At 50.6% G+C, this 24458-nt stretch carries 25 protein-coding genes and 1 tRNA gene; 14 read left to right on the top strand and 12 right to left on the bottom strand.

What is annotated here, in order from left to right:
• Positions 1-292: 292 nt before the first annotated feature.
• On the top strand, positions 293-748 hold the full coding sequence (locus L9P87_RS07500; RefSeq protein WP_237444056.1) for an Mpo1 family 2-hydroxy fatty acid dioxygenase: 456 nt from the start codon (positions 293-295) through the stop codon (positions 746-748).
• On the opposite strand, the gene L9P87_RS07495 is transcribed toward L9P87_RS07500, so the two are convergent.
• Positions 749-1408, bottom strand: coding sequence for a TetR/AcrR family transcriptional regulator (locus L9P87_RS07495; protein ID WP_237444055.1), 660 nt, complete (start codon positions 1406-1408; stop codon positions 749-751).
• A gap of 102 nt (positions 1409-1510) precedes the next feature.
• Here L9P87_RS07495 and L9P87_RS07490 point away from each other — a divergent pair, with 102 nt between their 5' ends.
• From L9P87_RS07490 to sat, 5 genes are all read left to right on the top strand, one after another.
• Entirely contained in the window at positions 1511-1690 is a 180-nt protein-coding gene (locus L9P87_RS07490; protein ID WP_237444054.1) for a hypothetical protein, read from the top strand.
• A 127-nt stretch (positions 1691-1817) separates the two neighbouring features.
• Positions 1818-2915, top strand: coding sequence for a hypothetical protein (locus L9P87_RS07485; protein ID WP_237444053.1), 1098 nt, complete (start codon positions 1818-1820; stop codon positions 2913-2915).
• A 49-nt stretch (positions 2916-2964) separates the two neighbouring features.
• The gene (locus L9P87_RS07480; protein ID WP_237444052.1) at positions 2965-4167 is read left to right on the top strand and encodes a sulfotransferase family protein; all 1203 of its coding nucleotides are present in this window, start codon (positions 2965-2967) and stop codon (positions 4165-4167) included.
• A 178-nt stretch (positions 4168-4345) separates the two neighbouring features.
• The gene (cysC, locus tag L9P87_RS07475; protein ID WP_237444051.1) at positions 4346-4966 is read left to right on the top strand and encodes an adenylyl-sulfate kinase; all 621 of its coding nucleotides are present in this window, start codon (positions 4346-4348) and stop codon (positions 4964-4966) included.
• A 55-nt stretch (positions 4967-5021) separates the two neighbouring features.
• Positions 5022-6209, top strand: a complete 1188-nt coding sequence (sat, locus tag L9P87_RS07470; RefSeq protein ID WP_237444050.1) for a sulfate adenylyltransferase — start codon at positions 5022-5024, stop codon at positions 6207-6209.
• Between the two features lie 93 nt (positions 6210-6302).
• Here the strand turns inward: sat and L9P87_RS07465 are convergent, their stop codons facing one another.
• A complete protein-coding gene (locus L9P87_RS07465) occupies positions 6303-6782 on the bottom strand; it encodes an Lrp/AsnC ligand binding domain-containing protein (RefSeq protein ID WP_237444049.1) in 480 nt (159 codons plus the stop codon).
• A 133-nt stretch (positions 6783-6915) separates the two neighbouring features.
• On the opposite strand from L9P87_RS07465, the gene ald reads away from it, so the two are divergent.
• Entirely contained in the window at positions 6916-8049 is a 1134-nt protein-coding gene (ald, locus tag L9P87_RS07460; RefSeq protein ID WP_237444048.1) for an alanine dehydrogenase, read from the top strand.
• 70 nt (positions 8050-8119) lie between these two features.
• Here ald and L9P87_RS07455 read toward each other — a convergent pair whose 3' ends face one another.
• Positions 8120-8839, bottom strand: coding sequence for a 16S rRNA (uracil(1498)-N(3))-methyltransferase (locus L9P87_RS07455; protein WP_237444047.1), 720 nt, complete (start codon positions 8837-8839; stop codon positions 8120-8122).
• A 73-nt stretch (positions 8840-8912) separates the two neighbouring features.
• Positions 8913-9425 (bottom strand): DUF2244 domain-containing protein, encoded by a 513-nt coding sequence (locus L9P87_RS07450; RefSeq protein WP_237444046.1) that lies wholly within the window; start codon positions 9423-9425, stop codon positions 8913-8915.
• 96 nt (positions 9426-9521) lie between these two features.
• Between L9P87_RS07450 and L9P87_RS07445 the strand changes: the two genes are divergently transcribed.
• A complete protein-coding gene (locus L9P87_RS07445; protein ID WP_237444045.1) occupies positions 9522-10322 on the top strand; it encodes a sulfurtransferase in 801 nt (266 codons plus the stop codon).
• A 54-nt stretch (positions 10323-10376) separates the two neighbouring features.
• On the opposite strand, the gene L9P87_RS07440 is transcribed toward L9P87_RS07445, so the two are convergent.
• Complete coding sequence (locus tag L9P87_RS07440; protein WP_237444044.1) at positions 10377-11030, bottom strand: pseudouridine synthase; 654 nt, start codon at positions 11028-11030, stop codon at positions 10377-10379.
• A gap of 120 nt (positions 11031-11150) precedes the next feature.
• Between L9P87_RS07440 and L9P87_RS07435 the strand changes: the two genes are divergently transcribed.
• Positions 11151-11714, top strand: coding sequence for a hypothetical protein (locus L9P87_RS07435; RefSeq protein ID WP_237444043.1), 564 nt, complete (start codon positions 11151-11153; stop codon positions 11712-11714).
• Here L9P87_RS07435 and L9P87_RS07430 read toward each other — a convergent pair whose 3' ends face one another.
• Positions 11715-11990, bottom strand: coding sequence for a hypothetical protein (locus tag L9P87_RS07430; RefSeq protein WP_237444042.1), 276 nt, complete (start codon positions 11988-11990; stop codon positions 11715-11717).
• A gap of 184 nt (positions 11991-12174) precedes the next feature.
• Between L9P87_RS07430 and L9P87_RS07425 the strand changes: the two genes are divergently transcribed.
• The 3 genes from L9P87_RS07425 (at position 12175) to L9P87_RS07415 (ending at position 13444) form a co-directional block, all read left to right on the top strand.
• A complete protein-coding gene (locus tag L9P87_RS07425) occupies positions 12175-12867 on the top strand; it encodes a class I SAM-dependent methyltransferase (protein WP_237444041.1) in 693 nt (230 codons plus the stop codon).
• Between the two features lie 102 nt (positions 12868-12969).
• Entirely contained in the window at positions 12970-13257 is a 288-nt protein-coding gene (locus tag L9P87_RS07420) for a YebG family protein (protein WP_237444040.1), read from the top strand.
• Positions 13258-13367: 110 nt separating this feature from the next.
• Positions 13368-13444 (top strand) — tRNA-Arg (locus tag L9P87_RS07415).
• Between the two features lie 49 nt (positions 13445-13493).
• Here L9P87_RS07415 and L9P87_RS07410 read toward each other — a convergent pair.
• The 4 genes from L9P87_RS07410 to L9P87_RS07395 all read right to left on the bottom strand — a co-directional run bounded on the left by L9P87_RS07410 (position 13494) and on the right by L9P87_RS07395 (position 20198).
• Entirely contained in the window at positions 13494-15545 is a 2052-nt protein-coding gene (locus L9P87_RS07410) for a hypothetical protein (protein ID WP_237444039.1), read from the bottom strand.
• 38 nt (positions 15546-15583) lie between these two features.
• Positions 15584-18187, bottom strand: a complete 2604-nt coding sequence (locus L9P87_RS07405; RefSeq protein WP_237444038.1) for a TonB-dependent receptor — start codon at positions 18185-18187, stop codon at positions 15584-15586.
• Between the two features lie 451 nt (positions 18188-18638).
• Complete coding sequence (locus L9P87_RS07400; protein ID WP_237444037.1) at positions 18639-19358, bottom strand: VPLPA-CTERM sorting domain-containing protein; 720 nt, start codon at positions 19356-19358, stop codon at positions 18639-18641.
• A 528-nt stretch (positions 19359-19886) separates the two neighbouring features.
• Complete coding sequence (locus L9P87_RS07395) at positions 19887-20198, bottom strand: MGMT family protein (RefSeq protein WP_237444036.1); 312 nt, start codon at positions 20196-20198, stop codon at positions 19887-19889.
• A gap of 84 nt (positions 20199-20282) precedes the next feature.
• On the opposite strand from L9P87_RS07395, the gene L9P87_RS07390 reads away from it, so the two are divergent.
• Complete coding sequence (locus tag L9P87_RS07390) at positions 20283-20678, top strand: DUF3302 domain-containing protein (protein WP_237444035.1); 396 nt, start codon at positions 20283-20285, stop codon at positions 20676-20678.
• Entirely contained in the window at positions 20678-21637 is a 960-nt protein-coding gene (locus L9P87_RS07385) for an HlyD family secretion protein (protein ID WP_237444034.1), read from the top strand. The genes L9P87_RS07390 and L9P87_RS07385 overlap by 1 nt, the downstream gene beginning before the upstream one ends.
• Positions 21638-21827: 190 nt before the next feature.
• Here the strand turns inward: L9P87_RS07385 and L9P87_RS07380 are convergent, their stop codons facing one another.
• Complete coding sequence (locus L9P87_RS07380; RefSeq protein WP_237444033.1) at positions 21828-23018, bottom strand: urate hydroxylase PuuD; 1191 nt, start codon at positions 23016-23018, stop codon at positions 21828-21830.
• Positions 23019-23100: 82 nt separating this feature from the next.
• Positions 23101-24441 carry a guanine deaminase gene (gene guaD, locus L9P87_RS07375; RefSeq protein WP_237444032.1) on the bottom strand — a complete coding sequence of 447 codons (1341 nt, stop codon included), beginning with the start codon at positions 24439-24441 and terminating at the stop codon, positions 23101-23103.
• Positions 24442-24458: the final 17 nt, after the last annotated feature.

Raw genomic sequence — 24458 nt, 5'->3', positions numbered from 1 at the left:
ATTACTAGATCATGTTGCTGCATAGTACTTAACAAGCTCGCAATGTTAAATACTTTTCTAACAATTTAGCTATATTTTACAATAGGGCTTGAGGAGTTACTTTTTGGTGACATATCGACGGAGTGGTACTATCGTGCTAAATTTGATAGGGTGGATTATAGTGGCGGATAAATCTCTACGAAAATATGTTTTTTGTTTAAAAACAACATCTTAGTTTTTTGGTTTTTCGGCGGTTGTTTGTTGAGAGATTTTTTCAATGGTTTTCGACATAAAATAATAGAGGTGCAGGCTAATGCGGACGGCGACGTCATGGTTCGAAGAATATTCTCAAAGCCACCAAAATATCACCAATAAGCGCATTCACAATATCGCTGTTCCCACTATTTATTTTTCTATTGCTGGTCTGTTGTGGGGGCTGCCGCAACCGGGCTGGATGGCATCTGTTGAACTGCTTAACTGGACGTCGCTAACACTTTTCTTTGTCATGATTTTCTACGCAACACTGGGGCTACGTTTCTTTATCGCATTACTGGTGTTCAGCCTGAGTTGTCTATTGCTGTCCTGGGCCATTGAAATGGCGACGGGGGCGCTGACGGTCATCAGTGTCAGTCTATTTGTCATCGCTTGGATTGCACAGTTTTATGGCCATAAAGTCGAGGGTAAGAAGCCCTCGTTTTTTAAAGATATTCTTTTTCTTTTGGTTGGTCCAGCATGGGTCTTCGATGGTTTTTGGAAAAATAAAAAATAACTAAAGGCTGTTGGTAATGCAGCGTAGCAACGTGCGGCGAGTGGCTTCTTGATCAAATTCATTATTAATAATGTTTTGATATTCAAGGTGCAGTATCAGGCTGTGTAAAATAGTGGCGTCTGCTTGTGGGTCGTCGGAGCCGAAGACATGATAGAAATTGATAATATGCGATAGATTGTTTTCATGCAGCATATGCACAAGCTGTTGCAGTTGTGGGTTGATAGTTGCTTCAAAGCGGAAGGCGTTCTCAATCACTCGCTCGGATAGTCGGCTGACTTCGCCCTCGACATGTGCGGTTAAAAAATCCACCAGCATATCAATTAACTTTTGCTTGTTCTCCGGCTCATCGAGTTCTTTATAGCTAAATGATTCGAGTGCAGTAAAGCTCTGTTGCTCTAACTGTTGTTGGTTGGCTTGGGTGTTTTCAACAAATAAATAAAAGGCATCGTTAATTAAATCGCCTAATTGTTTGAAATAGTAGGTGGTGGCGGCAAGTGGCACGCCGGCTTCCTTGGCCACGGCGCGATGTTTGACCGCCTTGACCCCCTCGCGGGAAATAATACGCAGTGTGGCCTCGAGTATCGCAACACGCCGTTGTTCGCCCTTGAGTCGTTGTGTTTTTCTGCCCTGATATTCGATGGTGGTATCTGTGTCAGTCACAATTATTACTCGCCCTGCATTTTTGTCTTAGGTTATGATAATGCTATTCCATCACCAGCGATAGTCGCATTGGCCTATTGCAATATATTCAGGTAGCCCGTTATGAAATTGTTACTGATACTTGCCGTATTATTTGCTGCTCTGATTTTGGTGACGGTACTGGTTGAACGTTTTGCCAAGCCTGCCAGCGAGCAAAGCATGGATAAAATCAGCCGTTTTCTGCCCTTTCTTATTGTCATCAGCATGTTGTTATCGATGGCCAAATACCAGGGCTGGATTTAAAGCTCGCACGACAGGCTTCTTCATCGCTCCCATCCACCCAGCTGGGTGATGAAAAAAGCCTCTGTTTGTCACACACTTTAATTCTTGATAACGCCACCATCGTGGCCGCTTTAGAGGTGTGATCGACGTGTCAAATGAGCAAGATATTCTATCGGGAAAGGCGTGGGGCGATTTTTGCGATCAGCTCAAACAGGCTGGGGATGTGGTACTACGATCTGAGGCGCCGGATAATGCCTTTGATCGCGCTGAGGGCTATCGTTACCTAACCCGGTTAGCGCGTATTGGTTTGGATATGTTTATGGAGAGTGGTGACCGCTCTCACCCCAGCTTTTATCGCCCCTCGCATGAAACCGCTAAAATTGGTGCCGATAACCCCGATAATTATTATCAGCGTGCTGAGCTCGACGGTCAGTACGACTATAAAATATCGGGGCACAGAGGCTCTGTTGCCTATTTGAGTTTTGGTACGCAATCGGGCGGTTACGGTGAGGATGGCAAGAATGAATCGACGGGGTTTATCGATGATCATGACTTAATCATCGATGAGAATGGTCGCTTTGAATTGATCCTCAGTGTTAGCAAGCCGCCGCAGGGCAACTGGTTAGCGATGACGGCAACGACGCGAACTGTCATTGTGCGCCAGACATTTCTCGACCGGTCTGCTGAGGACAAGGCAGAGTTAACCATTGCCCGAATCGGCGCCGATGCAGCGCCAGCGCCGTTAACAGCGGCAGCTATTGCTACAAACTTGCAGTCGACAGCGGCCTTTGTAAAGGGGACTGCCCAGCTATTTGCCGATTGGTCACAGCGCTGCCTGCCCCATGTTAATGCCTTTGCTCCCTGGGAGCAGCAGTGGTGTCAAGATGTCGGCGGTGACGCCAATATTCATTACTATTTCAACTATTGGCAGCTCGCCGATGACGAGGCGCTGATTATCGAGCTGCCCTCTATTCCCGACTGCGAAAATTGGAACTATCAACTCAATAATTATTGGATGGAATCCCTCGATTATCGTTATCAGCAGATACATATCAACAAGCATAATGCGGTGGTTGCCAACGACGGCAGTGTCACCATTATTGTTTCGCATCAAACACTGGCGGTGGATAACCTGCTGACCACTGCTGGCCACAAGCTGGGTACCAGTTGCTTTCGCTGGATTGGCGCCAAGGATTTCCCCGAGCCATCGATGCGTGTGGTTAAGGCTGCCAGTTTGCACTGTTAACCTGTCTTTGATTTATCTTGCCCCTCTGTTTAACCGTTAGAGAAAAATAATGAACGATGCACTGAGCTTAGATTTCGACAGTATTATTGCAGAGGCTAAATCGGCCACAGCTTTGACCAACTTTGGCGATACACGCTTCGAACAGCCTCTGAGGGTATTACTGCATGCCCTGGACACCGAGGCGAAGCTGAATGAGATGGGGCGAATGGGACAGCGGGCCAGAATTGTCGATATTCTGATCGGCCGACTGCGGGCGGAGGAGTATATTCGCCGTTACCCTGAAATCCTCGATGAGCAAATTGAGGCGCCTGTGGTTATCGTGGGTCTGCCGAGAACCGGGACCACCATGCTGCACCGGACGATGGCCTGCGACGATCGTTTTTATGCCCCGCTGTGGTATGAGACGCGCTATCCGGCGCCCGATTTAGACTGGGATTTTAGTCTTGAGAATGACGCCCGTATCAATCGGGCGGAACAGGAGGTGGCTGCAATGTTAGCAGCCAGTCCAGACTTGGCGGCCATCCACCCGCTGGAAGCCTGTGGCGCCGATGAAGAGTTGATGCTACTAGAGCAGTCTTTTTTTAGCACCACGCCAGAGGCTTTTTGTTACATACCAAGTTATGGTCAGTGGTTGAGCGAGGCCGACAATACCCCGGGCTATGAATACCTGAAACGACAGCTACAGTTTTTGCAATGGCAAAAAAACAGATCAGGTGCTGGCGCCCGAGCGCAGCGCTGGCTGCTGAAGACGCCGCATCATTTACACCAGATGAAGACGTTGCTGTCGGTATTTCCCGACGCTAAAATAGTGCAGACGCACCGAGATCCCGTTCAGACTATCCCATCAATTTGCAGCTTTCATCATGCGCTGTGGATTATGGCCAGCGACCAGGTTGATGACCATTTGGTGGCTGAGCAGTGGAGCACAAAATTTGCAGCGGGGATGCGACACACCATGGATGTGCGCGACGATGCCCCGGAGGTCTTTCTCGATTTATGGTTTGAGCAGACGACAATAGATGCCGAGGGCTGTGCTAAGCAGATTTACGATTTTGTCGGCATGGAAGCCACCGAGCAGGCCCTGGAGGCGATGGCTCAATGGCGACAGGATAACCGGCGTGAAGACCGGGCCGCTCATCATTACACCCTGGCTCAATTTGGCTTGACTGAAGAGGGGTTAAGGCAGCAATTTGCAGATTATCGTCGGCGTTTTATCGAGGCTGAACCGTCCAGCAATAACAAAGATCAATAGTGACCAAGCAACCCTGAAGCCGTTCGGTAGGCAGGGTTGGCTGACCACTAATTTAACTGATGATTAATCGTCTTCTATGGCGACGGCCTGGCCGTTTTGCTGTAGTATTCTCTGGCAAAAATTTGAGGCAGGTTTTTGAGCCTGTTTGCGTGTTAAATCAGGATTTGGAGTAGCGACAATGGCTGAACAAAAAGCAACCAACGTACATTGGCACGACGGTGAAATCTCTCGTCAGGATCGTCAGCGTATGCTCGGTCAAAAAGGCGCAACCGTATGGTTTACCGGCCTATCTGGCAGCGGTAAGAGTACAGTAGCAGTAGCCCTAGAGAAGGCACTGGCCGAGCAAGGCAAGCTTACCTACCGTCTCGACGGCGATAATATCCGCATGGGTATTAACAAAAACCTCGGCTTCAGCGCCGAAGATCGTACCGAAAACATTCGTCGTATCGGTGAAGTCGCGAAGTTGTTCGTCGACACCGGTGTCATCACCCTGTCCAGCTTTGTCAGCCCCTACCGCGCCGACCGTGACCTTGTTCGCGAACTACATGAAGCCTCCGGTATGGACTTCATCGAGGTGTTTGTCGATGTACCACTGGACGTGGCGGAAGAGCGTGATCCGAAAGGCTTGTACAAGAAGGCCCGAGCTGGCGAGATTCCTAACTTTACCGGTATTTCTGACCCCTACGAGGCGCCAGAGAAGGCCGAGCTGGTCTTAAACAGCCACGAGCAGTCGCTGGAAGAAGAGGTTGCCATCCTGCTGCAGCTGTTGACAGATCGCGGTATTTTAAGCGGCGAATAAAAGTAATTATTAGCGGCTCGATTGAGCCGCTGACTTTAATGATTGGAGTATAAGAATGATCAAGCCTCACGGTTCTGAACAGTTAAACCCGCTATACGTGGCTGACGAAGCCAAGCGTGCAGCACTATTAGAGGAAGCGCAGACGCTGCCTTCACTGCTATTAAACTCGGCCGCAGCCGCCAACGCTGTCATGCTGGGTGCCGGTTATTTTACCCCGCTCAATGGCTATATGAATCTGGCCGACGCCAAGAGTGTTGCCAACAGCCTAAAGACGACCGACGGTTTGTTCTGGCCTGTGCCTGTGGTGAACATCACCAATGACATCTCGGCCATCGAAGGCGCTTCACGTATCGCCCTTCGCGATCCCAACGTTGAAGGCAACCCTGTTCTTGCCGTGATGAATGTCGATGCCATCGAAGATGTGACCGTCGAAGAGCTTATCGCCATGGCGGTTGAGATCTTCGGTACCGACGATGCTGAGCACCCAGGTGTTGCTACCTTTACCGGCCTGGGCAAGTATGTATTGTCTGGCGCCATCGAAGTATTGAACTACTCCTACTTCGCCGCCGACTTCCCCGATACCTTCCGCACCGCGGTAGAGATTCGCAATGAGATCGCCGATCGCGGTTGGGAAAAAGTTGTTGCCTTCCAAACCCGTAACCCAATGCACCGCGCCCATGAAGAGTTGTGTCGCATGGCGCAGGAAGACCTCAACACCGACGGTATTTTGGTCCACATGTTACTCGGTAAACTGAAGAAGGGTGACATCCCTGCCGATGTTCGCGATGACTGTATCCGTAAAATGGTCGATGTCTACTTCCCAGAAAACACCGTCATGGTCACCGGCTACGGCTTCGATATGCTGTATGCTGGCCCACGTGAAGCCGTGCTGCATGCACTCTTCCGTCAGAACTGTGGTTGCACCCACTTTATCGTTGGTCGTGACCACGCCGGTGTTGGCGATTACTACGGTGGCTTCGATGCACAGACCATCTTCGACGAGAAAGTCCCCGCTGGTGCCTTGGATATTGAGATTTACCGCGCCGATCACACCGCTTACTCTAAGAAGCTGAACAAAGTCATCATGATGAAGGATGCGCCGGATCACGCGAAAGAAGATTTCATCCTGTTGTCGGGCACCAAGGTGCGTCAGTTGCTGGGTGACGGCATCGCGCCACCACCAGAATTCTCCCGCCCAGAAGTGGCTGAGATTTTGATGAACTACTACCGCAGCACGCAATAGTCGTTATTGCATACCGACCCGGGGCATGACAGCCCTGGGTAGCGTGTAAAAGCCCTGACAGCTCAGCTGTTGGGGCTTTTTTATGTCGCCAGCTTAGTCGGCAATATTAAGGGTTAGCGTCTCTTTTAACTCCTCCATGACCACGTAACTGGTCGACTCATTGACCGAGGGCAGAGTGAGTAGTGTCTCGCCCAGCAGCTCGCGATAGGCATGCATATCGGCCACTCTTGCCTTGATCAGGTAATCGAAGTTGCCCGATACCAGATAGCATTCCTGCACCTCTTTGAGCTTGATCACGGCGCTGCGGAAGTCTTCGAAATTGGCTTGGCTGGTGCGAGATAATCTGACCTGGACAAAGACAACCAGGCCGGCCCCCAAGGGCTCGGGATCGAGAATGGCCTGGTAGCGGCGAATAATGCCAGTTTTCTCTAATTTTTTTACCCGCTCTATACAGGGGGTGGTGGTCAACCCAACGCGGCGTGCCAGCTCAGCATAGCTGACCCGGCCATCCTGTTGCAGCTCCCGCAGGATGCGGCGATCGATTCGGCTGAGTGTTATCGGTGTGTTAAGCATCGGTGGAATAACCTTTTTTTCGCGTAAAATTAAGTTTTATCGACTGATATTTAAGGGAAGTAAGAAAATAAAACTAATAATTGCAGCATATACTGGCTCTATCAACTGTTTAGATTATCAACTGGAGTTTATTATGCTTATCGGCGTCCCCAAAGAAATAAAAAACCATGAATACCGTATTGGTCTCACCCCAGCCGGTGTTAATGAGCTGGTCGCCCACGGCCATCAAGTCATAGTAGAACATGATGGCGGCGCCGCCGTCGGTTTTGATAATCAACAATATGTGGATGCCGGTGCCGAAATCATCGACAGCGCGGCAGAGATTTTCAAGCGCGCCGAGATGATTATCAAGGTCAAAGAACCCCAGCCAGAAGAGTGCAAACAGCTGCGTCCAGAGCAACTACTGTTTACCTATTTACACCTCGCGCCGGATCCACAACAGACCCAATTGTTAGTCGACAGCGGCGCCACCTGTGTCGCCTATGAAACGGTTACCGATGGCCGTGGTGGTCTGCCTTTGCTGGCACCAATGAGTGAGGTTGCCGGCCGCATGTCGATCCAGGCCGGTGCTCATCAGCTGGAAAAAGCCCAGGGCGGCAATGGTATGTTACTCGGCGGCGTGCCCGGTGTTGAACCAGCCAAGGTGCTGGTCATCGGCGGTGGTGTTGTGGGTGTTAATGCGGCTACTATGGCGGTTGGTATGGGGGCCGAGGTGACGATTCTCGATCGTTCGCTGCCACGCTTGCGTGAGCTGGATAATCAATTTGGCGGCCGTATCAAATGCATCTATTCGACCCGCGATGCGGTGGAGCAGTATGCCCTGGCTGCTGACTTAGTTATTGGTGCGGTATTGGTTCCCGGTGCCGCGGCGCCGCGTCTGGTATCGAAGGATTTAATCAGTCGCATGAAGCCGGGTTCGGTGGTGGTTGATGTCGCCATCGATCAGGGCGGTTGTTTCGAAACCTCACATGCGACCACGCATCAACAGCCCACCTATGTGGTGGATGATGTGGTGCATTATTGTGTTGCTAATATGCCCGGCGGTGTTGCGCGCACAGCGACGATGGCGCTGACCAATGCCACGCTACCGTTTGCTCTGGCGCTCGCCGACAAGGGGGCAGAGCAGGCAATGTTAGATGATAAACATCTTCTACAGGGGTTGAATGTGTACCGTGGTGTGGTGACTAATGAGCCGGTTGCCGGCGCATTGGGCTATGCGTATGTCGCCCCTGAACAGGTGCTACTTCGACCTCATCAAGCGGCCTAAGGCGAGGCTTGATTAAGTAAAAAAGCGGCCTTACTGGCCGCTTTTTTGTGGTTGGTGACCGCGTTTAGACTTAAGCGGCACCGTCAAACAGGCGGGCAACTAATGTACTGACGGCGTTTTCGACCCTTAGAATGCGCGGGCCTAGGCTGACGGTGTCAAAGCCGGCCTGGTTTAGTTTTTCAACCTCATAGGGAATAAAACCGCCCTCGGGGCCAATGGCTAAAATCATCGGCTGCTTGACCGCGATTGGACAGGGCGGATGGTTGCCGGGGTGAGCAACCAGGGCTTTTTTACCCGCGGCGAGGGTGGCCAGCTCATCTTCAATAAAGGGCTTAAAGTACTTTTTGAAAGTGACGCTTGGCAGTACCGTATCCACGCTTTGCTCCAGCCCTTGCAATAAGTATTTATGCACCGACTGCTGCTCTACCACTGGGCTTTGCCAGAAGCTTTTCTCGGTTTTATAGCTATTGATAATATAGATATCTTTGAGCCCATACTCGGCGGCCATGCGATAGATGCGGCGCATCATCTTGGGGCGTGACAGGGCCAGTACTAAAGTAATGGGGGTGGCGGGAGGCGGTTCTTGGTCAAGCTTGACAGTCAGTGAGCACAGCGTCTTATCCACGTTATTGATAATACCGTAGCCTATTTTGCCATTGATCAGGCCGACGCGAAGGCGGTCGCCAGGCTGCGCTCTGATGACCTTGTTAATATGCGTCAGGCGGTCGTCGACCAGCTGCACGGTATTGTCGTTGATATAGTCGTCAGGGCTTAGGAGAATAATATTCAAGAGTGGCAGTACTCGCAGAGGTAAATACCGGCAGTGTACTGCTAAACAAAAATGCTCGCCAGTGGCTGGTCGGCTAAAACTCTACCATGCCGATTTCACCTCGGCAGCGAAGCGGTAGGCCGATTGTTTTTAGTTGGCTTAACAGTTCGTCGCAGTCATCGCGATTGAGGAATTCACCAATACAATGACGCTGTTCGTGATCGAATAGACAGATTTCAAAGGGCGACCAATCTTGTTCGCGGTCTGTGACAGCTATCGCGGTGTCCTGCAGTTTAAACTGCCATTTTTGATCGATGTGATAGATGCCTTTTTCAACCACCAGTCGACCGTGTTTGCAGTCGGCTAATATCACTTGCTTGCTGGACTGCTGCCAGGAGACAAAGTACATCGCAGAACAGAGGCAGAGCATTTCTAAGCCGGCAAAGGGCAGCACCATCCAGACGCCGGCAAAGGCAAAGAGTATGGCTATCGTCATGGTAAAGGCGCAGATGGCTATCATAACCAGGCGGGTGGTTGCCCAGCTCATCGAGCGGTTGGGCGAGAGTACAACCGTGGTATTGCTGTCTTGGCGCTTGATACTGACCATGATGCCTGCCTCCTTCGTAATAGCCTGCTAATGTGTAGGCTACAGAATAAATACTAGCAGTTTTTGGTTAAACGCGAGTTTGAAGAAGGAAATCATATGTCGGCAATTATCGATGTCGAAGAGTTACAGCGACGCAGAGAGACGGCACACTTTGTCATCTTGGACTGCCGTTTTTCACTGGTCGATCCCGAACAGGGTTTTTATCAGTATCAGCAGGATCACATATCGGGGGCGCTGTATGTCGATCTCAATAAGGAGCTTTCCTCTGAGGTAGCTGAGCACGGAGGTCGCCACCCTTTACCGACGCCAGAGCAGTTCAGCGACCTTTGTCGTCAATTGGGTGTTCGCAAGGGTGAGACCGAGGTGGTGGTTTATGATAACTCCCGTTTTGCCTTTGCCAGCCGAGCGTGGTGGTTATTTAAGTATTTTGGCCATCAGGATGTTCGGGTATTGGATGGCGGTTATCAGGCGTGGAAGGATGCTGGCGGCCGGCTGGGTTTTACTCCGGTTGACCGTCCCGATGATGGTATCTTCGAAGCCAAACCCAACCCTTTTATGGTGGCTGAGAGAAACGAGTTGTTGGTGGCTAAGCAACCGACAGGCCATACCCTTCTGGACGCCAGAGAGCCGGCGCGTTTTAGGGGGGAGCAAGAGCCAATCGACCCCATCGCCGGCCATATTCCAGCGGCATTGAACTACCCCTGGCAGGACTTAACCGATGAGGAGGGTTGGGTGCAGCCGACGGAGACTCGCTTCGATGATATATCGCCGCCGTTGGTGGTCTACTGTGGCTCCGGTGTCACCGCCTGTGTGACACTGCTGGCGCTGGAGTTGGCCGGTGTTGATGACTGCCGACTTTACCCTGGTAGTTGGAGTGATTGGTGTAGTTACTTATAGTCATAATCCAACGCTTAAAAAGAGTGGGTACTTACTATCGATTGCGTGATTTGTTTAAAATGACGGAGGGCAGTGCCAGTTAAAACGTTCGCCACTGAGCGGGTGGGTGAACTCCAGCGTGGTGGCGTGCAACATGAGTCGAGGGGCAGCGTTCAGCGCCTCTTCATGGGCATAGAGATCACAGCCGAGAATAGGGTGGCCGATTTCGCGGCTGTGAATACGCAGCTGGTGTGAGCGGCCGGTAACCGGTTTGAGTAGTACACGGGTGCGATCACCGTGACGCTGTAAAATTTCGTAATGGGTCAGTGATTGCTTGCCATTGTCATAGCAGATTTTTTGTCGCGGCCGACGCTCCCAGTCACAGGCGATAGGCAGATCGATTGAACCATCCTCGGTGAGGTCGCCCCACAACACAGCGGTATACGTTTTGTTGATTTCTTTGCGCTGGAACTGTCGGGTCAGGTCGGCGTGAACATCGCGACATAGCGGCACCATCATCAGGCCGGAGGTGTCCAAATCGAGTCGGTGAGCGACGGTTGCGGTAGGGTAGTCCTGTTGAATACGGGTTATCATGCAGTCCTTGTTTTGTGGCAGACGGCCAGGCACCGACAGCAGGCCTGAGGGCTTATTGATCAACAGTAAAAAATCATCTTCAAATAAGATCTCAACCTGCTCGTGGCAGGGCGGGACAATGTAAGGTTGTTGCATATCAATAGGCCTGACGTAAACAGCGGCTATTATGCCTGACAGAAGGCTGGCTGTTAATGCTGGCCATACATCAACAGTCTGTTGGTCTGCTATTATCGGCTAAAAATAGAGAGAGTAAGCGTGAGTATTGATTTATCGATCGACCTCGAAGAGAGCGAGGTTGCCAATATAGTGGCGCAATATCATCGTTATATCGATCGGTTGCTGTTGCTGCAACAGCAGGCGCTGGTGGCAAGAGAAACCGAATTGGCGCTGGGCTTTATGCAGTTGCACCGGCAGATGTTGAGTGCGCATATTGAGGTTGAGGATCAGTGGCTGTTGTCGATTGCCACTGAACAGCAGCAAGCCTGGCGTTGGCCGGCATCGCTGTATCTAGCTGAGCATAAGAAAATAACCCGTTTCCTGACACGTGAAGAGCAGCGCCTGCAGTCACTTGCCCAGCGACCAACGGCGACACAGGTTATTGCTTTGCTAGACAGTCAGCGCAGTTACAAAAACTTACTCGAGCATCATGAGGAGAGAGAGGAGATTGCGCTGTTGAAAGAGATAAGCCCGTTACAGCAGCAACAATTGCAACAACGGGTGAGTGAGCGTTGGCGGCAGTTATATCAGCAACAAAGGCAACCGCTGGCCGAGTTAGCGCAACGATTGGCCACGGTTGAAACCGACATTATGACGCGTTAATTATGCCTTGGCTGCGCCGCTGGTGGTTTTGCCGGTATTGTTAATCACGCGGTAAACCGTGGCAATGGCAGCGGCTAACTCGGTATTGATCTCATCCTCGCTGTCACTGGCTTCGAGCAGGGTCTCGGCCTTGTCGAGTACAATCATCAGCTTTTTCAGTGACAGATCCTGGTTGAGCATGGTCTTGGCTAAATAGTAGGGATCTTCTTCGCTCTCGCGCATACGGATTGCTTCGCGCACAGCCATTTGACGTTCAGTTGCGGTGGGTGTTGGCATTCTTATTCTCCTTGGCCTGTTCAAAGCGAACAGTGAGTGCAAATTTACTTAAAAACTTCTAGTTATTATTAACTTGTTGCGCTTCCGTGATTTTATAATTATAGCACTTATTACCAAATTGGCATTTTAGCTGATAAAACCCCCTTGAGTTGTTATATTGCCGGCCTCATCAAGAGTTGAAAATATGTCGTCATTATTTCCCATTGAACAATTAGGTCATTGCTCATCGGCGTTGACTGAGCAAATGCAGATCACCCTGCCCAAGGCGATAGTTGACTGTCAGTTGCTACCACAGTGCCCCGAATTGGCACTGTATCTGTTGGATGCAAACTACCCTCAGCATGAACTCGATTACGACACCATGATGCGGTTGATGAACGAGCCTTCGTATTGGGCCTTCTGTTGGGCCAGTGGTCAGGTGTTGGCGCGATATATCATCGATAATCCGGCCTGGGTAGCCGGCAAGCGAGTGCTGGATTTTGGTTGCGGTTCGGGGGTGGCGGCGATAGCCGCGGCCAAGGCCGGAGCCTCCCATGTCGTCGCCTGTGATATTGATCCGGTGGCGCAACTGGCAACGCGCCACAATGCCGAGTTAAATAATGTCGAGCTTGAAATCAGCGGAGACTTTTTTACCTATCGAGGCGGTATTGACATCATTCTGGTGGCCGACGTGCTCTACGATAAACAAAACCTGCCGTTGCTGTCCGCCTTTGCCGAGCGGGCACCGGCAGTGCTACTGGCCGACTCGCGGGTGAGAAACCTGTCTGTGCCGCCCTATATCAAGCGGCAAACCATCGAGAGCAGCACCATCCCGGATCTCGATGAATCGCAGGAATTTAATCAGGTGAATATCTATAGCGCAGAATATGGCTGTTAATGTGATGACGCCAATCGCCATTACTGGCGGGAAAAGAAATAACAGTTGTAATAAATAACGAATGCTGTATAAATTAACAGTATAAATAATGAGGAGATGACTATGGCTGTTAAGGCTATGTGGCTTTGTGACCGGGACGACAGTATGTTTAGCGATAAAAAATCGGCGGAAGAACACGATAAAATGCTTGAGTTGGCTGAGAACATCACCGCCTTGATCGAGCAAAACATTGAGGGTGTTGATGAGTCAGCACTGGAAGAAATAGGTTTATTGTTAGCGCGTCGTCGTGATGTGTTGGCTCGAGCCTGTAAGGGCAAGCCGGAGTTGCTGCTGCAGGAAGAAGAGTCTGCTGGCGATAATGTTGCCGATATCAAAAGCGCGAAGGCATAACCTCTAACTAATTAGTTAGGGTTGGAATAATAGTGCTTAAATAAAAGAGCCGATACTTTACCGTATCGGCTCTTTTGCTTTGTCAGATCAGTTGTTACAATGCAGCCCATGCCCCCTTGGCACAGCTGGATAGCGCGATCCCCTCCTAAGGGATAGGTCAGAGGTTCGAATCCTCTAGGGGGCACCACACATAAAAAAACCGCCTGCTGGCGGTTTTTTTATGTCTCGACTAAGGCTCAATCGAGGGTAAAGCTTTGCGGGATTGCCAAAACATCGTCACGAATATTGCTGACATCGATATTACAGCTACCTGGGCCATAAAATTCGCTGGTCTTAGTCATTCGATAATCGACGTCGACATCGAAAGTAGCGACGACCAAGGTGGTGGAAAACTCGATGGTTTGCGCGTTATTGAAAACCCCGCGGTCAGTTGTTACCGCCTGTGTCCAAGCATTGTATGCTGCGTCGGAGCTGATCAGTCCGGTGTCGGGAACGATGGCACCATTTCCGTCAACCTCAGGGCAGACCTGTAAGGGACCGCCATCAGCTGCTGGGACTAATGCGGCTCGAGTGCAGTTGCTCAAGCGCTTACTATTACCAAGGGCGCGATCACTGGCGCTGGTTAAATCTGGGTTACGATTCGGCTTGTCAAAGTTGATGAAATACTCAACATTTAATGTTGAGTCAGCGGCGCGACTCCCTTCAAAACCGGCAACCAGTAATACCTCGGCACGTTGGACGGCTTCTATTGTGGCAATCTGTTGGTAGCTATCGAAACTGGCAAAGCCGAGCCCGTGCGTAGTACCTGCTCCGCCCTCAATATTGACAGAAGGTATTTGGCCTTCGATTTCAATCGAGTAACAGTAAGTAGGGTCGCTGTTATCACCGCAGTTATTGCCTGATGTTGACGACTGTTGGCTGGGATCAGTCTCAGAGGCCGGGCAGTCATTATCAGAATCCGCCCACTCTGCTTTATTGAGAGGGAATATATCATCAATGTCTTTGATGCCATCCTCATCGCTGTCGGAGCAGCCTAGTGTTTTTTTCTCGTCCGGGGTGAGCACGGTGCCGGTATTACCTTCACTGAGGGCGCCGGGGTCACAGGCCGATTGTACATCGGAAATTTCGCTGGCCCAGTCAGAGTTATCGCCACAGCCATTGCCAGTCACTTCGTTTTGCTCGCTGTCGCTGACAACAGGGCAATCGCTGTCGCTATCTTTGGCCTCATTGGCGTTGAGTGGGAATTGGTCTAGGCTATCGGAAATACCATCACCGTCGGTGTCAGTTTTGCCGCCTAGTGCTGCTACAGGTTGAGGTGCGGTAAGATCGGCGGCGGTTACCGAAGGCGCAATCAGTGTGCTTTCTTGCTTGATCAAGTCAATGAGTTGGCTGATCGCTTGATCGGTGCCTGGAATGTTTAGCAGTGCAGGGTTGGTCGCAATCGCAGTACTTAACTGCTCAACAGAGGGTAGCCCGTCAATTACTTCGCCGTTGGCAAGGCCATCGATGCCGCCATCGAGTAAATCGCTGGCCAGCATCGATAATAATTGGTCGGTAGTGAGGCCACTGGTTTCAGTAATCAACAGTAGGATGGCGGCAAAGCCTTCAATAGCCGTCCGATACTCCAATGCCTGCTGGTGATTGCCGCTGTCGGTTAGTATCGGTGCCGTGGTATAGAGGTCTATACCGTCTAGAATGCCGAAGCCGAAGGCTGATTGAATCGTCTCAGACGCTTCCGTCAATGCTTCACCAAATAGCATATCACTATTATTCAGTAGTTTTGCCGTATAGGTGACGGCGAAAGTACTTAGCGGGGTGGCATAAACAGCACCATCTCGGCTATAGGTTCGGCCACTGATAAGGGTGGTTAGTGTGGCTAACTTTGGTGCTTCCCCTGTAGTAATGACTGTGCCGTTACTCACTTCAACGATGAAGTAGCTATCGAAGAAAGCCTCGTTATCATTGCCTGATTCAATAATGATGTCGCTGAATTGTGCAAGCTCATTAGTCGAACCGGTGGCTACGATTGCCCCTCGAAGATCTTCGGCATTGAGGTCTAGAGCATAAACAGTGACATCGGCGTTAATAATAGGTCCCTTAACTGCCGACCCCATCAATGATTGGCTGCTGTTATTAGCACCCGAAAGTGCCGGTTGTGCATAGTCGTCAGTGCCGCTGCTGCCACCGCAGCCTGATAGTAATGCGGTTGTGAGGGCGGCCGAAATTAATGTTTTACTGAACATATTTCTCGATTTTTTAATTTTTACAAAACTATTATTTTTTTTCATCGCTATTCTCCAAAAGAACAGTTTTATTTTTGTTTTATTTATTCGAAGGTATAGGCTAAATCGATGCCATAGGTGCGCGGTTCTCCGTAGACCGAACCGCTGCTGCGAGCAACGCCGACCAGTGGTATGCCGCCAACTAAGTAGTCGTCAACATCCGTCAGGTTCTTGCCCCATAGCGTGACTGTGGTGGCGTCATCAGGCAGCTGCCAGGTTAAACGGGCATCGAGGAAGGTGGTCGCATCAGAGGTGATTTGCTCTTCAACAACAAAGCTTTCTCGATCGAAGCCGTGATAGATTTCTGAGGTATACCGAGCGATAACCGAGGGGATGACGGTGCCAAAGCTTTCGGTATACAGGAAGTAATCAGCGGCAAGAAACCCCGTCCATTCCGCGACGCGAGGCATAGGCTCATCGGCACGATCGATCTGTTGAAAGCTGCTGCTGGCTGGGTCGTAAACATCGACTAAATATTCTTTATAATCCGCATCGGTATAGGCAAAACTCGCGGTTAAGCGCACACTTTCATGAGGGATTAAGGTGAATTCACCTTCGGCTCCCTGGATAACTGCCTTACCGGCATTCTCAACCGCTGGCAGGGGGATGCCAAGGGCGTCGGGTACTACGGTGGTGACCTGAATATCGGTGTAGTCGGTATAGTACAGCGCCATATTGGCACGGAGTAAGCCATCGAAGGCATCGGCCTTGAAACCGATTTCATAGTTGAGCACGTTTTCAGGCTCGAACTGACTCATGTCTTTCATGCCGGTGGCGGGGTTGACCTCGTTGCCGACCACCACGCCGCCGGATCTGAAGCCCTGGCTGACGGTGAGAAATGTCATGCCTTCTTCGAGATAAAGCGCGTCGAGAATGGCATCGGTGGCGCGCATTTTTAAGCTGATGCTAGGCGACCAAGCGCTGTCTTTACGGCTGTCTGAAGACTCGCCATAGGTGCCCACTTCACGATCTTCTAAGTTGCCATTACGGTTGGCATCATAACCATATTGCCATTGTGAAAAGGGCTGAGTACCCGACTCGCTGAAGAGGTGAGTCACGTTTTGCGTGGTGGTATCGATATAGTTTAAACAGCCACCCTGTGGGCAGTAAGTGCCGTTGCCAATACTCGGTAGGTAAACATTAGCCTCATGATAGGTTGTCTCACGTTCTTCTTCGGTATAGCGAATACCCAGCGTCAGTTCAGTCAGTTCGGTGATGTCAAAGCTAACCTGAGAGAAAACCGCCCAAGAGGTGTTGTCCGTTTCGCGCTCGGTCAAATCTGATTGCGCCAGCAGTGTCATATAATCCTGTGGCTGAGGATTGGTCTGGCTGCTGTCAGCAAAGGCAACATAACTTTGCAGCCAATCGTCATCGGCTCTTTCGATGGAGCCAAAGAGGCCAAGGGTGGCGTTGAGTCGGCCATCCATTGCGCTGCCGGTAAACTGAAATTCCTGTGTGTACTGATTAACCTCATTGCCAATTGGTTGAATGCGGCCAATCAGGGCGGCTGCACTACCGTCCAAGTCTTCGTCTGCTTTTTGCTCTACCTGGCGGAAGCCGGTAATAGACTTGAGGGCTAATGCGTAATCGGAGACATCAGAGAGATCCCAATCGACTGTAAGGCCAACCATTTTGGTATCCACCTCGTAAATACTCTGACGGAAAATACCATTGCTGTTATTAAGTTCGCTTCTAAATTGATCAGTGTCTAAGTCTTGACCGCTTTCCTTACAGTGTTCTTCTGCACTTTTCTGACTGTTGTTGTCATAAAATAATTCAAGTGAGGATTTGCTATAACCCTGATCGGCAAGCTCATCACCGTAGAAGTTACACTGTTGTCCCCGCGATTTTTGTCGAGTTTTTGTCGCCGCCATTAATAAATCGACGCGCAGCGTATCGGTCGCTTCCCAGCGGAATTGACCGATTCCCATCATTCTATCATCGTCGTTCCACAGTTTACCGTCTTCGAGGTTTTCCATGTAACCATCGTTCTTGGTTTGAGCGAGAGTAAAGCGCGATAGCAATGTGTCGTCGATCAGTGGCAGGTTGACGGTGCCAGAGACGTTTTGACGGCCGTGGTTGCCGATGGTGCCCTCAATATGGCCACCGAGTTCTTCATGGGGTTTTTTGGTGTTGATAACAATGGCGCCACCGGTGGTGTTCTTGCCAAATAACGTGCCCTGTGGGCCACGCAGTACCTGCATCGATTCAACATCGGCAGCATCGAGCAGCGCGCCGGGTGCGCGTGAAGAGTAAATACCGTCGATATAGGTACCAACGGCAGAGTCGACGGTGACCTTGGTTTCACGTTGACCGATACCGCGAATATATGGGTTGCTTTCGCCCTTGGTGCCGTTACCGCCGCCCCCCATGTTGAGGCCGGGAACAACACCTTCTAAATCCTTGACGCTGGAGATACCGAGAGATTTCAGCGATTCGCCGCTGAAGGCCGAGACAGTTACCGGCACTTCCTGCATCGATTCCTCACGTTTACGAGCGGTAACGACGACTTCCTCGAGGGCAAAGCCTTCTTTTTCTTGCGCGAAACTTGGGCTAATAATCAGTGACGAGGCAATCGCTACTGAAACGGCTAGGGTGTTAGGCAATAAATTGGCAGGTGCTAACAGCCGGTTACGTGACCGCGGCATAGGTTTCTCCGGTTATTTTTATTCTTGTATAAATTATTATTTTCGGCTTGTTATTTTTATTGGCCGTTATCTGTTGACGTTTATTTTATAAAATAAAACAGACGCAAAAGGCTACTAAGTTCGGAAATCTTTACAGCGGTGACACTGCAGGCCATGTTATGGCGTGGTCACTGACTGTTGCTGTTTAAAAAAATAATTACAGTGTCGTAAAATTTAACGCAAAGAATAGTGCGTTATCATGATCAATAATCAGATGCTGTCACCGGGCGGTGTTTGTCGTATGCAGAAGAAAAAACATTCGCAAGTGAGTCAGTAGGATGTTTGAATATTTGAGCATGCTTTCTATAGATAGGATAACGGATTAGGTTGAATAATAATGATATAAAAGAATAAAAAACGCGCATTACAGCGCGTTTTTTTAACATTAAATTTAGCGATTAGCCAAAATTAATTATGCAGCTTTACGACGACGACGGGCGATGCCGCCTAAGCCGACAAGGGCCGAGCCGAACAACCAAGCGGCACCAGGAACTGGAACAGGGTTGGCCAGATCGTTATAGAGACCCAGGTTGACGTCGTCTGGCAGTGCGGCGAAGCTGCCGGCAGGGTTCATAGTCAGTGTGTAGTCAACATCAGTCATAACATTGCCAACGAAAGGCGCGTTAATCGTCAGTGTTGAAGTCAGTGTTACTAAGCCGATATTGCTGGCGTCCATAATCTGGTTGCCGGCACCATCAGTTTTGATAGTAAACGGTAGCTCGCTGCCAACAGGGGCGTTTGAACATACGGTGTTACCGAAAACTGGTGGTGAGGTATCGGTACAGGCTGTGACGCGTGAGGTGGCACCGTCAGCATCAAAAACAAGACCTTGGCCGTCGAGGAAGGCTAGAGGGTCAAACTGGCCCCACACTACGTTTTCTGTGTTGGCGGTTAGTGTGGAACCGAAAGAAGTACTGCTGGTAGCCAGTGCAGTATTCATTACGAAGGCGCCATAGTTGGTTTCATCGTCAACCACGATGGTAGCAGTACCACCACCGCTCTGGCTGCCTGAAGAGCCGCCAGAGATGGTGCCGGCCAGCGATACGTCATAGTGAAGTACTACCTGGGCAGCGTTAACACCTGTTGAAGCAACTGCTGCTGCGACTGAAGCCGCAATCAATAATTTTTTCATGTTTATTATCCTTCGAGAAAACTCGATTTGGAAGGGCGTTGCGATCAATCTGCACTGCCCAAGCCTTGGTTTTTATTATTTCATTCCTTCAGGTTGTAATTCTTGCGCCTCCCTATGGTTGCAGCAGAAACAAGAAATTATTAGCCTGTATGCAGGATATAAACAATATTAGTGCCAAAATTATTTTATGATTAAAATTCAGTGGTTTAAATTGTTTTTGTGTTGTTATAATAGGGTGTTGGTCAGTGCTGGAGGAATCTTAATTGCGGGTTGTAAAAGGTTTCGTCGGCAGGGTTTTTACAATTGTAAAAATAGGAATTTATCACCCGCTAGTGACAAGTTTTGTTTTTTATAAAATGTAATGCGGATGGCTCTTTATCGCTGTCGCCGACTGGCGACATCGGTATTTTGGTAGGGAGGCGCGGTCTTGTAAGTGATTTCGACACTCTGTCTATTGTGTGACTTGGGTCACATAATAATCGCCGCATTTATTATCTTTCCTGCAAGAGTTTTTTGTAGGGCTGGGTGTCATTGTGGCTGCCAGCGCTTGCCCTGCCACAGCACGTTTTGGCTTTGAATGATTAGGCCTTCATCTTCGAGTAGTGCTTTTTGACGCCGATAGCCATCGCTGTCGAGGGGAAGGCTGATCTGTCCTCGACTGTTGATCACTCGGTGCCAGGGGATGGCTGAATTGGCCGGCAGCTTTTTTAATACCGCCCCGACGAGGCGGGCCTGGTTCGATAAACCGGCCAGCTGAGCAATGTCTCCGTAACTGGCGACGAAGCCTGCGGGGATAGCGGCAACAGTGGTCAAAATCTGCTGTTGGAATTGGCTGTTCATGGTATGCGATATTGGCGGCGGGTTGGGGAGATTGATTTTACATGAGTATTGAATACTATTCTGCTATTCTTTCAAGACTGTCAAATGAATATAAATCAACGGATTGGAGAGCTGGTCATGCTCAATTATTTCGCCCTTGGGGTGCTTATCTTTACCGTGCTGGTATTGTTCTACGGCATTATTGCCCTGCACGATATTCCCTATGAGATCGCCAAGCACCGAAATCACCCCCATCAGGATGCCATCCATGCCGCGGGTTGGGTCAGTTTATTTACTCTCCATGTGATTTGGCCATTCCTGTGGATATGGGCAACGATTTATCGTGAGGACCGGGGCTGGGGCTTTGGCCACCACAGTCAGCAGGCGCTGCCGACCCGAGTGGCGGAGTTGGAGCAACAGCTCGAGACATTACAGGGTGAGTTTGCACTGTTGACCGGGGTGAAGAACCCCGTGGCCGATGATTCGCGAGGTGAAGGGTAATGGAGTTATTGATTTTATTAACCTATACCGCCATCTGTATCGCCATCTTCAAAATATTCAAGATACCACTCAACAAATGGTCTGTGCCGACGGCCGGTCTCGGCGGTATTGTGCTGGTTGGGGTGATGGTGTTTGTGATGAACTACAACCACCCTTATTCGGAGATTACCCGTGAGTATTTTGTCACCGTGCCGATAGTGCCCGAGGTGCGTGGCAAGGTGTTGGTTGTTCATGCCGAGGCGGGTACCCGTTTAAATAAAGGCGACGTACTCTTTTCTATTGACCCCGAGCCATTTCAGAATGACGTAGATGATTTTCAGGCGCAGTATGACGCGGCAGAGGAAGATGCGCTGCGTGCCGAGGAGCTGTTCCGTAAGAAGTTGGGCAGTGAACGTGATGCGCAGTTATACCGTTCACAAGCCGATAGCTTAGCGGCGAAGCTTGAGAACGCTGTTCGAGACCTTGGTAAAACGGTGGTCGAGGCGCCGACGGATGGTTATGTGGTACAGGTGGCGGTGAGGCCGGGTGTGATGGCAGTTCCCCTGCCAGTGCGTCCGGTGATGGTGTTTTTGCCGGAAGAAGAGATGTATTTAGTCGGCTGGTATCGTCAAAATAATCTGATGCGTTTGCAAATAGGTAATGAGGCCGAGGTCGCTTTTGATGCGTTGCCGGGCCAGGTTTTTGGCGGTGAAATTCTTGCCGTATCGCCGGCTATGCGTCAGGGGCAGGTACAGGCCAGTGGCGATTTAATCGACCCCAGTTCTGCCCCTCAACCGGGCCGCATACCGGTTATTATTAAGATTACCGACCCCGCCTTCGACCCCTATCGCCAGCTGATGGTGGGTGGTGCCTACGCACAAAGTGCCATCTACACCGAGCACGCGGTACATGTGGCTATTATCCGACGGGTAATACTGCGAGTCAGCTCTTGGTTGAATTATATATTCCCCTTCCATTAACGCTGAAAGCTATTAAAAAGCCCCCGAAGACGTGGTCTTCGGGGGCTTTTTAATGCCCAGTAATAAAGCGCAGGCATAAAAAAAGCGGGCTGGATAAGCCCGCTGAAGGTCGCGGTTCGCGATATTACACCTGCATCAGTGTTTGGTTGGCGAGTCTGCCAAGGCTGGCAACTCGCTCAGGGGCAGTAGCTTAGTCGATGTTGGCGCCTTGGCTGATCCAGGTCGCCAGGCTTGCACGCTCTTCGTCGGTCATCTGGGTCATGTTGCCCAGAGGCATATCGTGGGTATTGATGGCACGGGCTTGAATTCGTGGTGCCCACTTCTTAATCAGCGCTGGTTGGTCGAGTTTAACGCCACCCTGTGCCGTCGGCATCAGTGTCGGTGCGTCGGAGTGACAGGCGACACAGCGCTGCTCGATAATGGTGTTAACACTGGCAAAGCTGACCTTGGGCGTGCCGGCGTCTACTGCAGCGGGAGGCTTGGGTGCGATCACCACTAACAAGGCGATGAACAGAGCAGCAGAGAAAACAATAATACTCGGCTTCTGAATACCACGGTGCTTGAGGATAAAATAGTGACGCGCAAAGGCCGTAATGGTGCAGATAGCGGCGAGGATTAACCAGCCATACTGGTGACCGTAGGTCATCGGATAGTGGTTGCTAATCATGATGAAAATCAGTGGCAGTGTGGCATAGGTGTTGTGAGTCGAGCGGAATTTCGCCTTGGCACCAAACTTAGGGTCTGGCGCTGATCCTTCGGTGACGGCGGCAACCAGGGCGCGCTGAGCAGGCATAATGGCGTTGAACACGTTACCGGCCATGACGGTACCGATGAGTGCGCCGACGTGCATATAGGCGCCACGATCACTGAATATCAGGCTGAGGCCATAGGCCATGGCGGTGATGTAAACAAGACAAATAATGCCAAAGGTGAGGCCGTAGTTGGCCAGCGGGGTGCGGCACAGCAATTCATAGAGTACAAAGCTGCCGAATAGACTGGTTAGGCCAATGGCAATGGCAGTGCCTTGGCTGATATCGGCCTTAGAGGTGTCGATCAGATAGGTATCGGCACCGAGATAAAACATAATGCTCATCAGCAGTATACCGGTCAGCCAGGTGGTATAGGCCTCCCACTTAAACCAATGCAGCGTCTCGGGCATTTTTTCAGGTGCTAATTTGTACTTGGCTACCTCGTAAAAACCACCGCCGTGGATGGCCCACAGGTCGCCGCCAATACCCTTGTCTTTTTTCCACTGCGGTGGATTCTCTAGATTGTTATCCAACCAGACGAAATAAAATGAGGCGCCAATCCAGGCAACGCCGGTAATAACGTGCAAGAAGCGCACGATAAGATTCATAGAATCAATGATGTAAGCATCCATAGAGGTCTCTACCCTTAAGTGTTAACAGTACGGCTGTCGAAGCCCGTTGTTGCCCGCAGACAGCGGGCTTATTGTTTTAAAATCAGTGGTTGTGGTTACAGTGTTTGTCACCGCAGCGTTGTTTTTTGTATTGAGCCTCACCCATGATATAGGTGGCGCTGACGGTACGATCATCGCCGAGCATGGCCAGTACAAACAGTTGTTCTTCTAAGTTACGCGCCCGGTCGACTCGGAAATCGAGCAGGGTGCTTGAACGCGGGTTCAGCACTACAAAATCGGCCTCTTTACCGTATTCAAAGTTACCGATGGTATGGTGTAGGTCGAGGGCTTCGGCGCTGCCTAAGGTGGCGCGATAGAAGGCTTGCATCGCCGACAGAGTCGATCCCTGCAGTTGCTGAATCTTGTAGGCATCGCTCATGGTTTGCAGCATTGAAAAGCTGGTGCCGGCACCGACGTCGGTACCAAAGCCCATCTTCACACCGAGCTCTTTGAGCTTTTGCAGTGGGAATAGTCCGGAGCCAAGGAATAGGTTTGACGATGGGCAGTGAGCGATGGCTGACTGGGTATCAGCCAGGCGCTGACAGGCGTCGTCACAGAGGTGAACGCCGTGGGCGAAAACCGAACGGCTGCCGAGCAAATTGTATTTGTCGTAAACGTCGAGATAGTTTTTGCTGTCGGGGTAAAGCTCCTGTACCCAGGCAATTTCGTTTTTGTTTTCCGACAGGTGGGTGTGCATATAGACGCCGGGGTTTTCACGCAATAAATCACCGGCGCGGCCGAGTTGTTCCGGCGTTGAGGTCGGGGCAAAGCGGGGTGTAATAGCGTATTGCAAGCGATCCTTGCCGTGCCATCGCTTGATTAAGTCGCGGGATTCGCGGTAGCCACTTTCGGCGCTGTCGCGAAGATAATCAGGGCAGTTTCTGTCCATCAAAACCTTGCCGCAAATCATTCGTAGGTTGCGGGCTTCAGCCTTATTGAAAAATGCATCAACAGATTGTGGGTGTACGGTACCAAAGACTAACGCTGTTGTTGTGCCGCAGCTAACAAGTTCATTGAGGAATACCTCGGCAACCTGCTCAGCATAGACCTGATCACTGAAACGTCGCTCTGTGGGGAAGGTATAGGTCTCTAACCATTCGAGCAACTGTTCGCCATAGGCCGCAATCATACCGATCTGTGGGTAGTGCACGTGGGTGTCGATGAAGCCCGGTACAATAAGGTGGCCGGGATAGTGTTCTATTTCGACGTCCTCGGGCAGCTCGCCGAGGATTTCATGGGCCGGGGCCAATTTTTTTATATGGCCATTTTCACAGAATAGAATGCCATCCTCGACGTATTGGTAGGCCTCTTCACCATGCACCGAAGGGTCGGCAAGAAAATGTAATATGTTGCCGCGTACTGCGGTGAGTTTTGTCGGTTTCATTGGTCTACCTTTGTTAA

It is taken from the genome of Sinobacterium norvegicum, from assembly GCF_923077115.1.
Taxonomy (GTDB): domain Bacteria; phylum Pseudomonadota; class Gammaproteobacteria; order Pseudomonadales; family Sinobacteriaceae; genus Sinobacterium; species Sinobacterium norvegicum.
The sequence above is the reverse complement of the archived record's forward strand: the minus strand, read 5'-3'. Positions and strand labels throughout refer to the sequence as shown.

What these genes read in the sequence shown, in the direction of transcription:
- L9P87_RS07500 (WP_237444056.1), top strand. Translation starts at nt 293, where the DNA reads ATGCGGACGGCGACGTCATGGTTCGAAGAATATTCTCAAAGCCACCAA.
- L9P87_RS07490 (WP_237444054.1), top strand. Translation starts at nt 1,511, where the DNA reads ATGAAATTGTTACTGATACTTGCCGTATTATTTGCTGCTCTGATTTTG.
- L9P87_RS07480 (WP_237444052.1), top strand. Translation starts at nt 2,965, where the DNA reads ATGAACGATGCACTGAGCTTAGATTTCGACAGTATTATTGCAGAGGCT.
- cysC (WP_237444051.1), top strand. Translation starts at nt 4,346, where the DNA reads ATGGCTGAACAAAAAGCAACCAACGTACATTGGCACGACGGTGAAATC.
- sat (WP_237444050.1), top strand. Translation starts at nt 5,022, where the DNA reads ATGATCAAGCCTCACGGTTCTGAACAGTTAAACCCGCTATACGTGGCT.
- L9P87_RS07465 (WP_237444049.1), bottom strand. Translation starts at nt 6,782, where the DNA reads ATGCTTAACACACCGATAACACTCAGCCGAATCGATCGCCGCATCCTG.
- ald (WP_237444048.1), top strand. Translation starts at nt 6,916, where the DNA reads ATGCTTATCGGCGTCCCCAAAGAAATAAAAAACCATGAATACCGTATT.
- L9P87_RS07450 (WP_237444046.1), bottom strand. Translation starts at nt 9,425, where the DNA reads ATGGTCAGTATCAAGCGCCAAGACAGCAATACCACGGTTGTACTCTCG.
- L9P87_RS07445 (WP_237444045.1), top strand. Translation starts at nt 9,522, where the DNA reads ATGTCGGCAATTATCGATGTCGAAGAGTTACAGCGACGCAGAGAGACG.
- L9P87_RS07440 (WP_237444044.1), bottom strand. Translation starts at nt 11,030, where the DNA reads ATGCAACAACCTTACATTGTCCCGCCCTGCCACGAGCAGGTTGAGATC.
- L9P87_RS07430 (WP_237444042.1), bottom strand. Translation starts at nt 11,990, where the DNA reads ATGCCAACACCCACCGCAACTGAACGTCAAATGGCTGTGCGCGAAGCA.
- L9P87_RS07425 (WP_237444041.1), top strand. Translation starts at nt 12,175, where the DNA reads ATGTCGTCATTATTTCCCATTGAACAATTAGGTCATTGCTCATCGGCG.
- L9P87_RS07420 (WP_237444040.1), top strand. Translation starts at nt 12,970, where the DNA reads ATGGCTGTTAAGGCTATGTGGCTTTGTGACCGGGACGACAGTATGTTT.
- L9P87_RS07410 (WP_237444039.1), bottom strand. Translation starts at nt 15,545, where the DNA reads ATGAAAAAAAATAATAGTTTTGTAAAAATTAAAAAATCGAGAAATATG.
- L9P87_RS07405 (WP_237444038.1), bottom strand. Translation starts at nt 18,187, where the DNA reads ATGCCGCGGTCACGTAACCGGCTGTTAGCACCTGCCAATTTATTGCCT.
- L9P87_RS07400 (WP_237444037.1), bottom strand. Translation starts at nt 19,358, where the DNA reads ATGAAAAAATTATTGATTGCGGCTTCAGTCGCAGCAGCAGTTGCTTCA.
- L9P87_RS07395 (WP_237444036.1), bottom strand. Translation starts at nt 20,198, where the DNA reads ATGAACAGCCAATTCCAACAGCAGATTTTGACCACTGTTGCCGCTATC.
- L9P87_RS07390 (WP_237444035.1), top strand. Translation starts at nt 20,283, where the DNA reads ATGAATATAAATCAACGGATTGGAGAGCTGGTCATGCTCAATTATTTC.
- L9P87_RS07385 (WP_237444034.1), top strand. Translation starts at nt 20,678, where the DNA reads ATGGAGTTATTGATTTTATTAACCTATACCGCCATCTGTATCGCCATC.
- L9P87_RS07380 (WP_237444033.1), bottom strand. Translation starts at nt 23,018, where the DNA reads ATGGATGCTTACATCATTGATTCTATGAATCTTATCGTGCGCTTCTTG.
- guaD (WP_237444032.1), bottom strand. Translation starts at nt 24,441, where the DNA reads ATGAAACCGACAAAACTCACCGCAGTACGCGGCAACATATTACATTTT.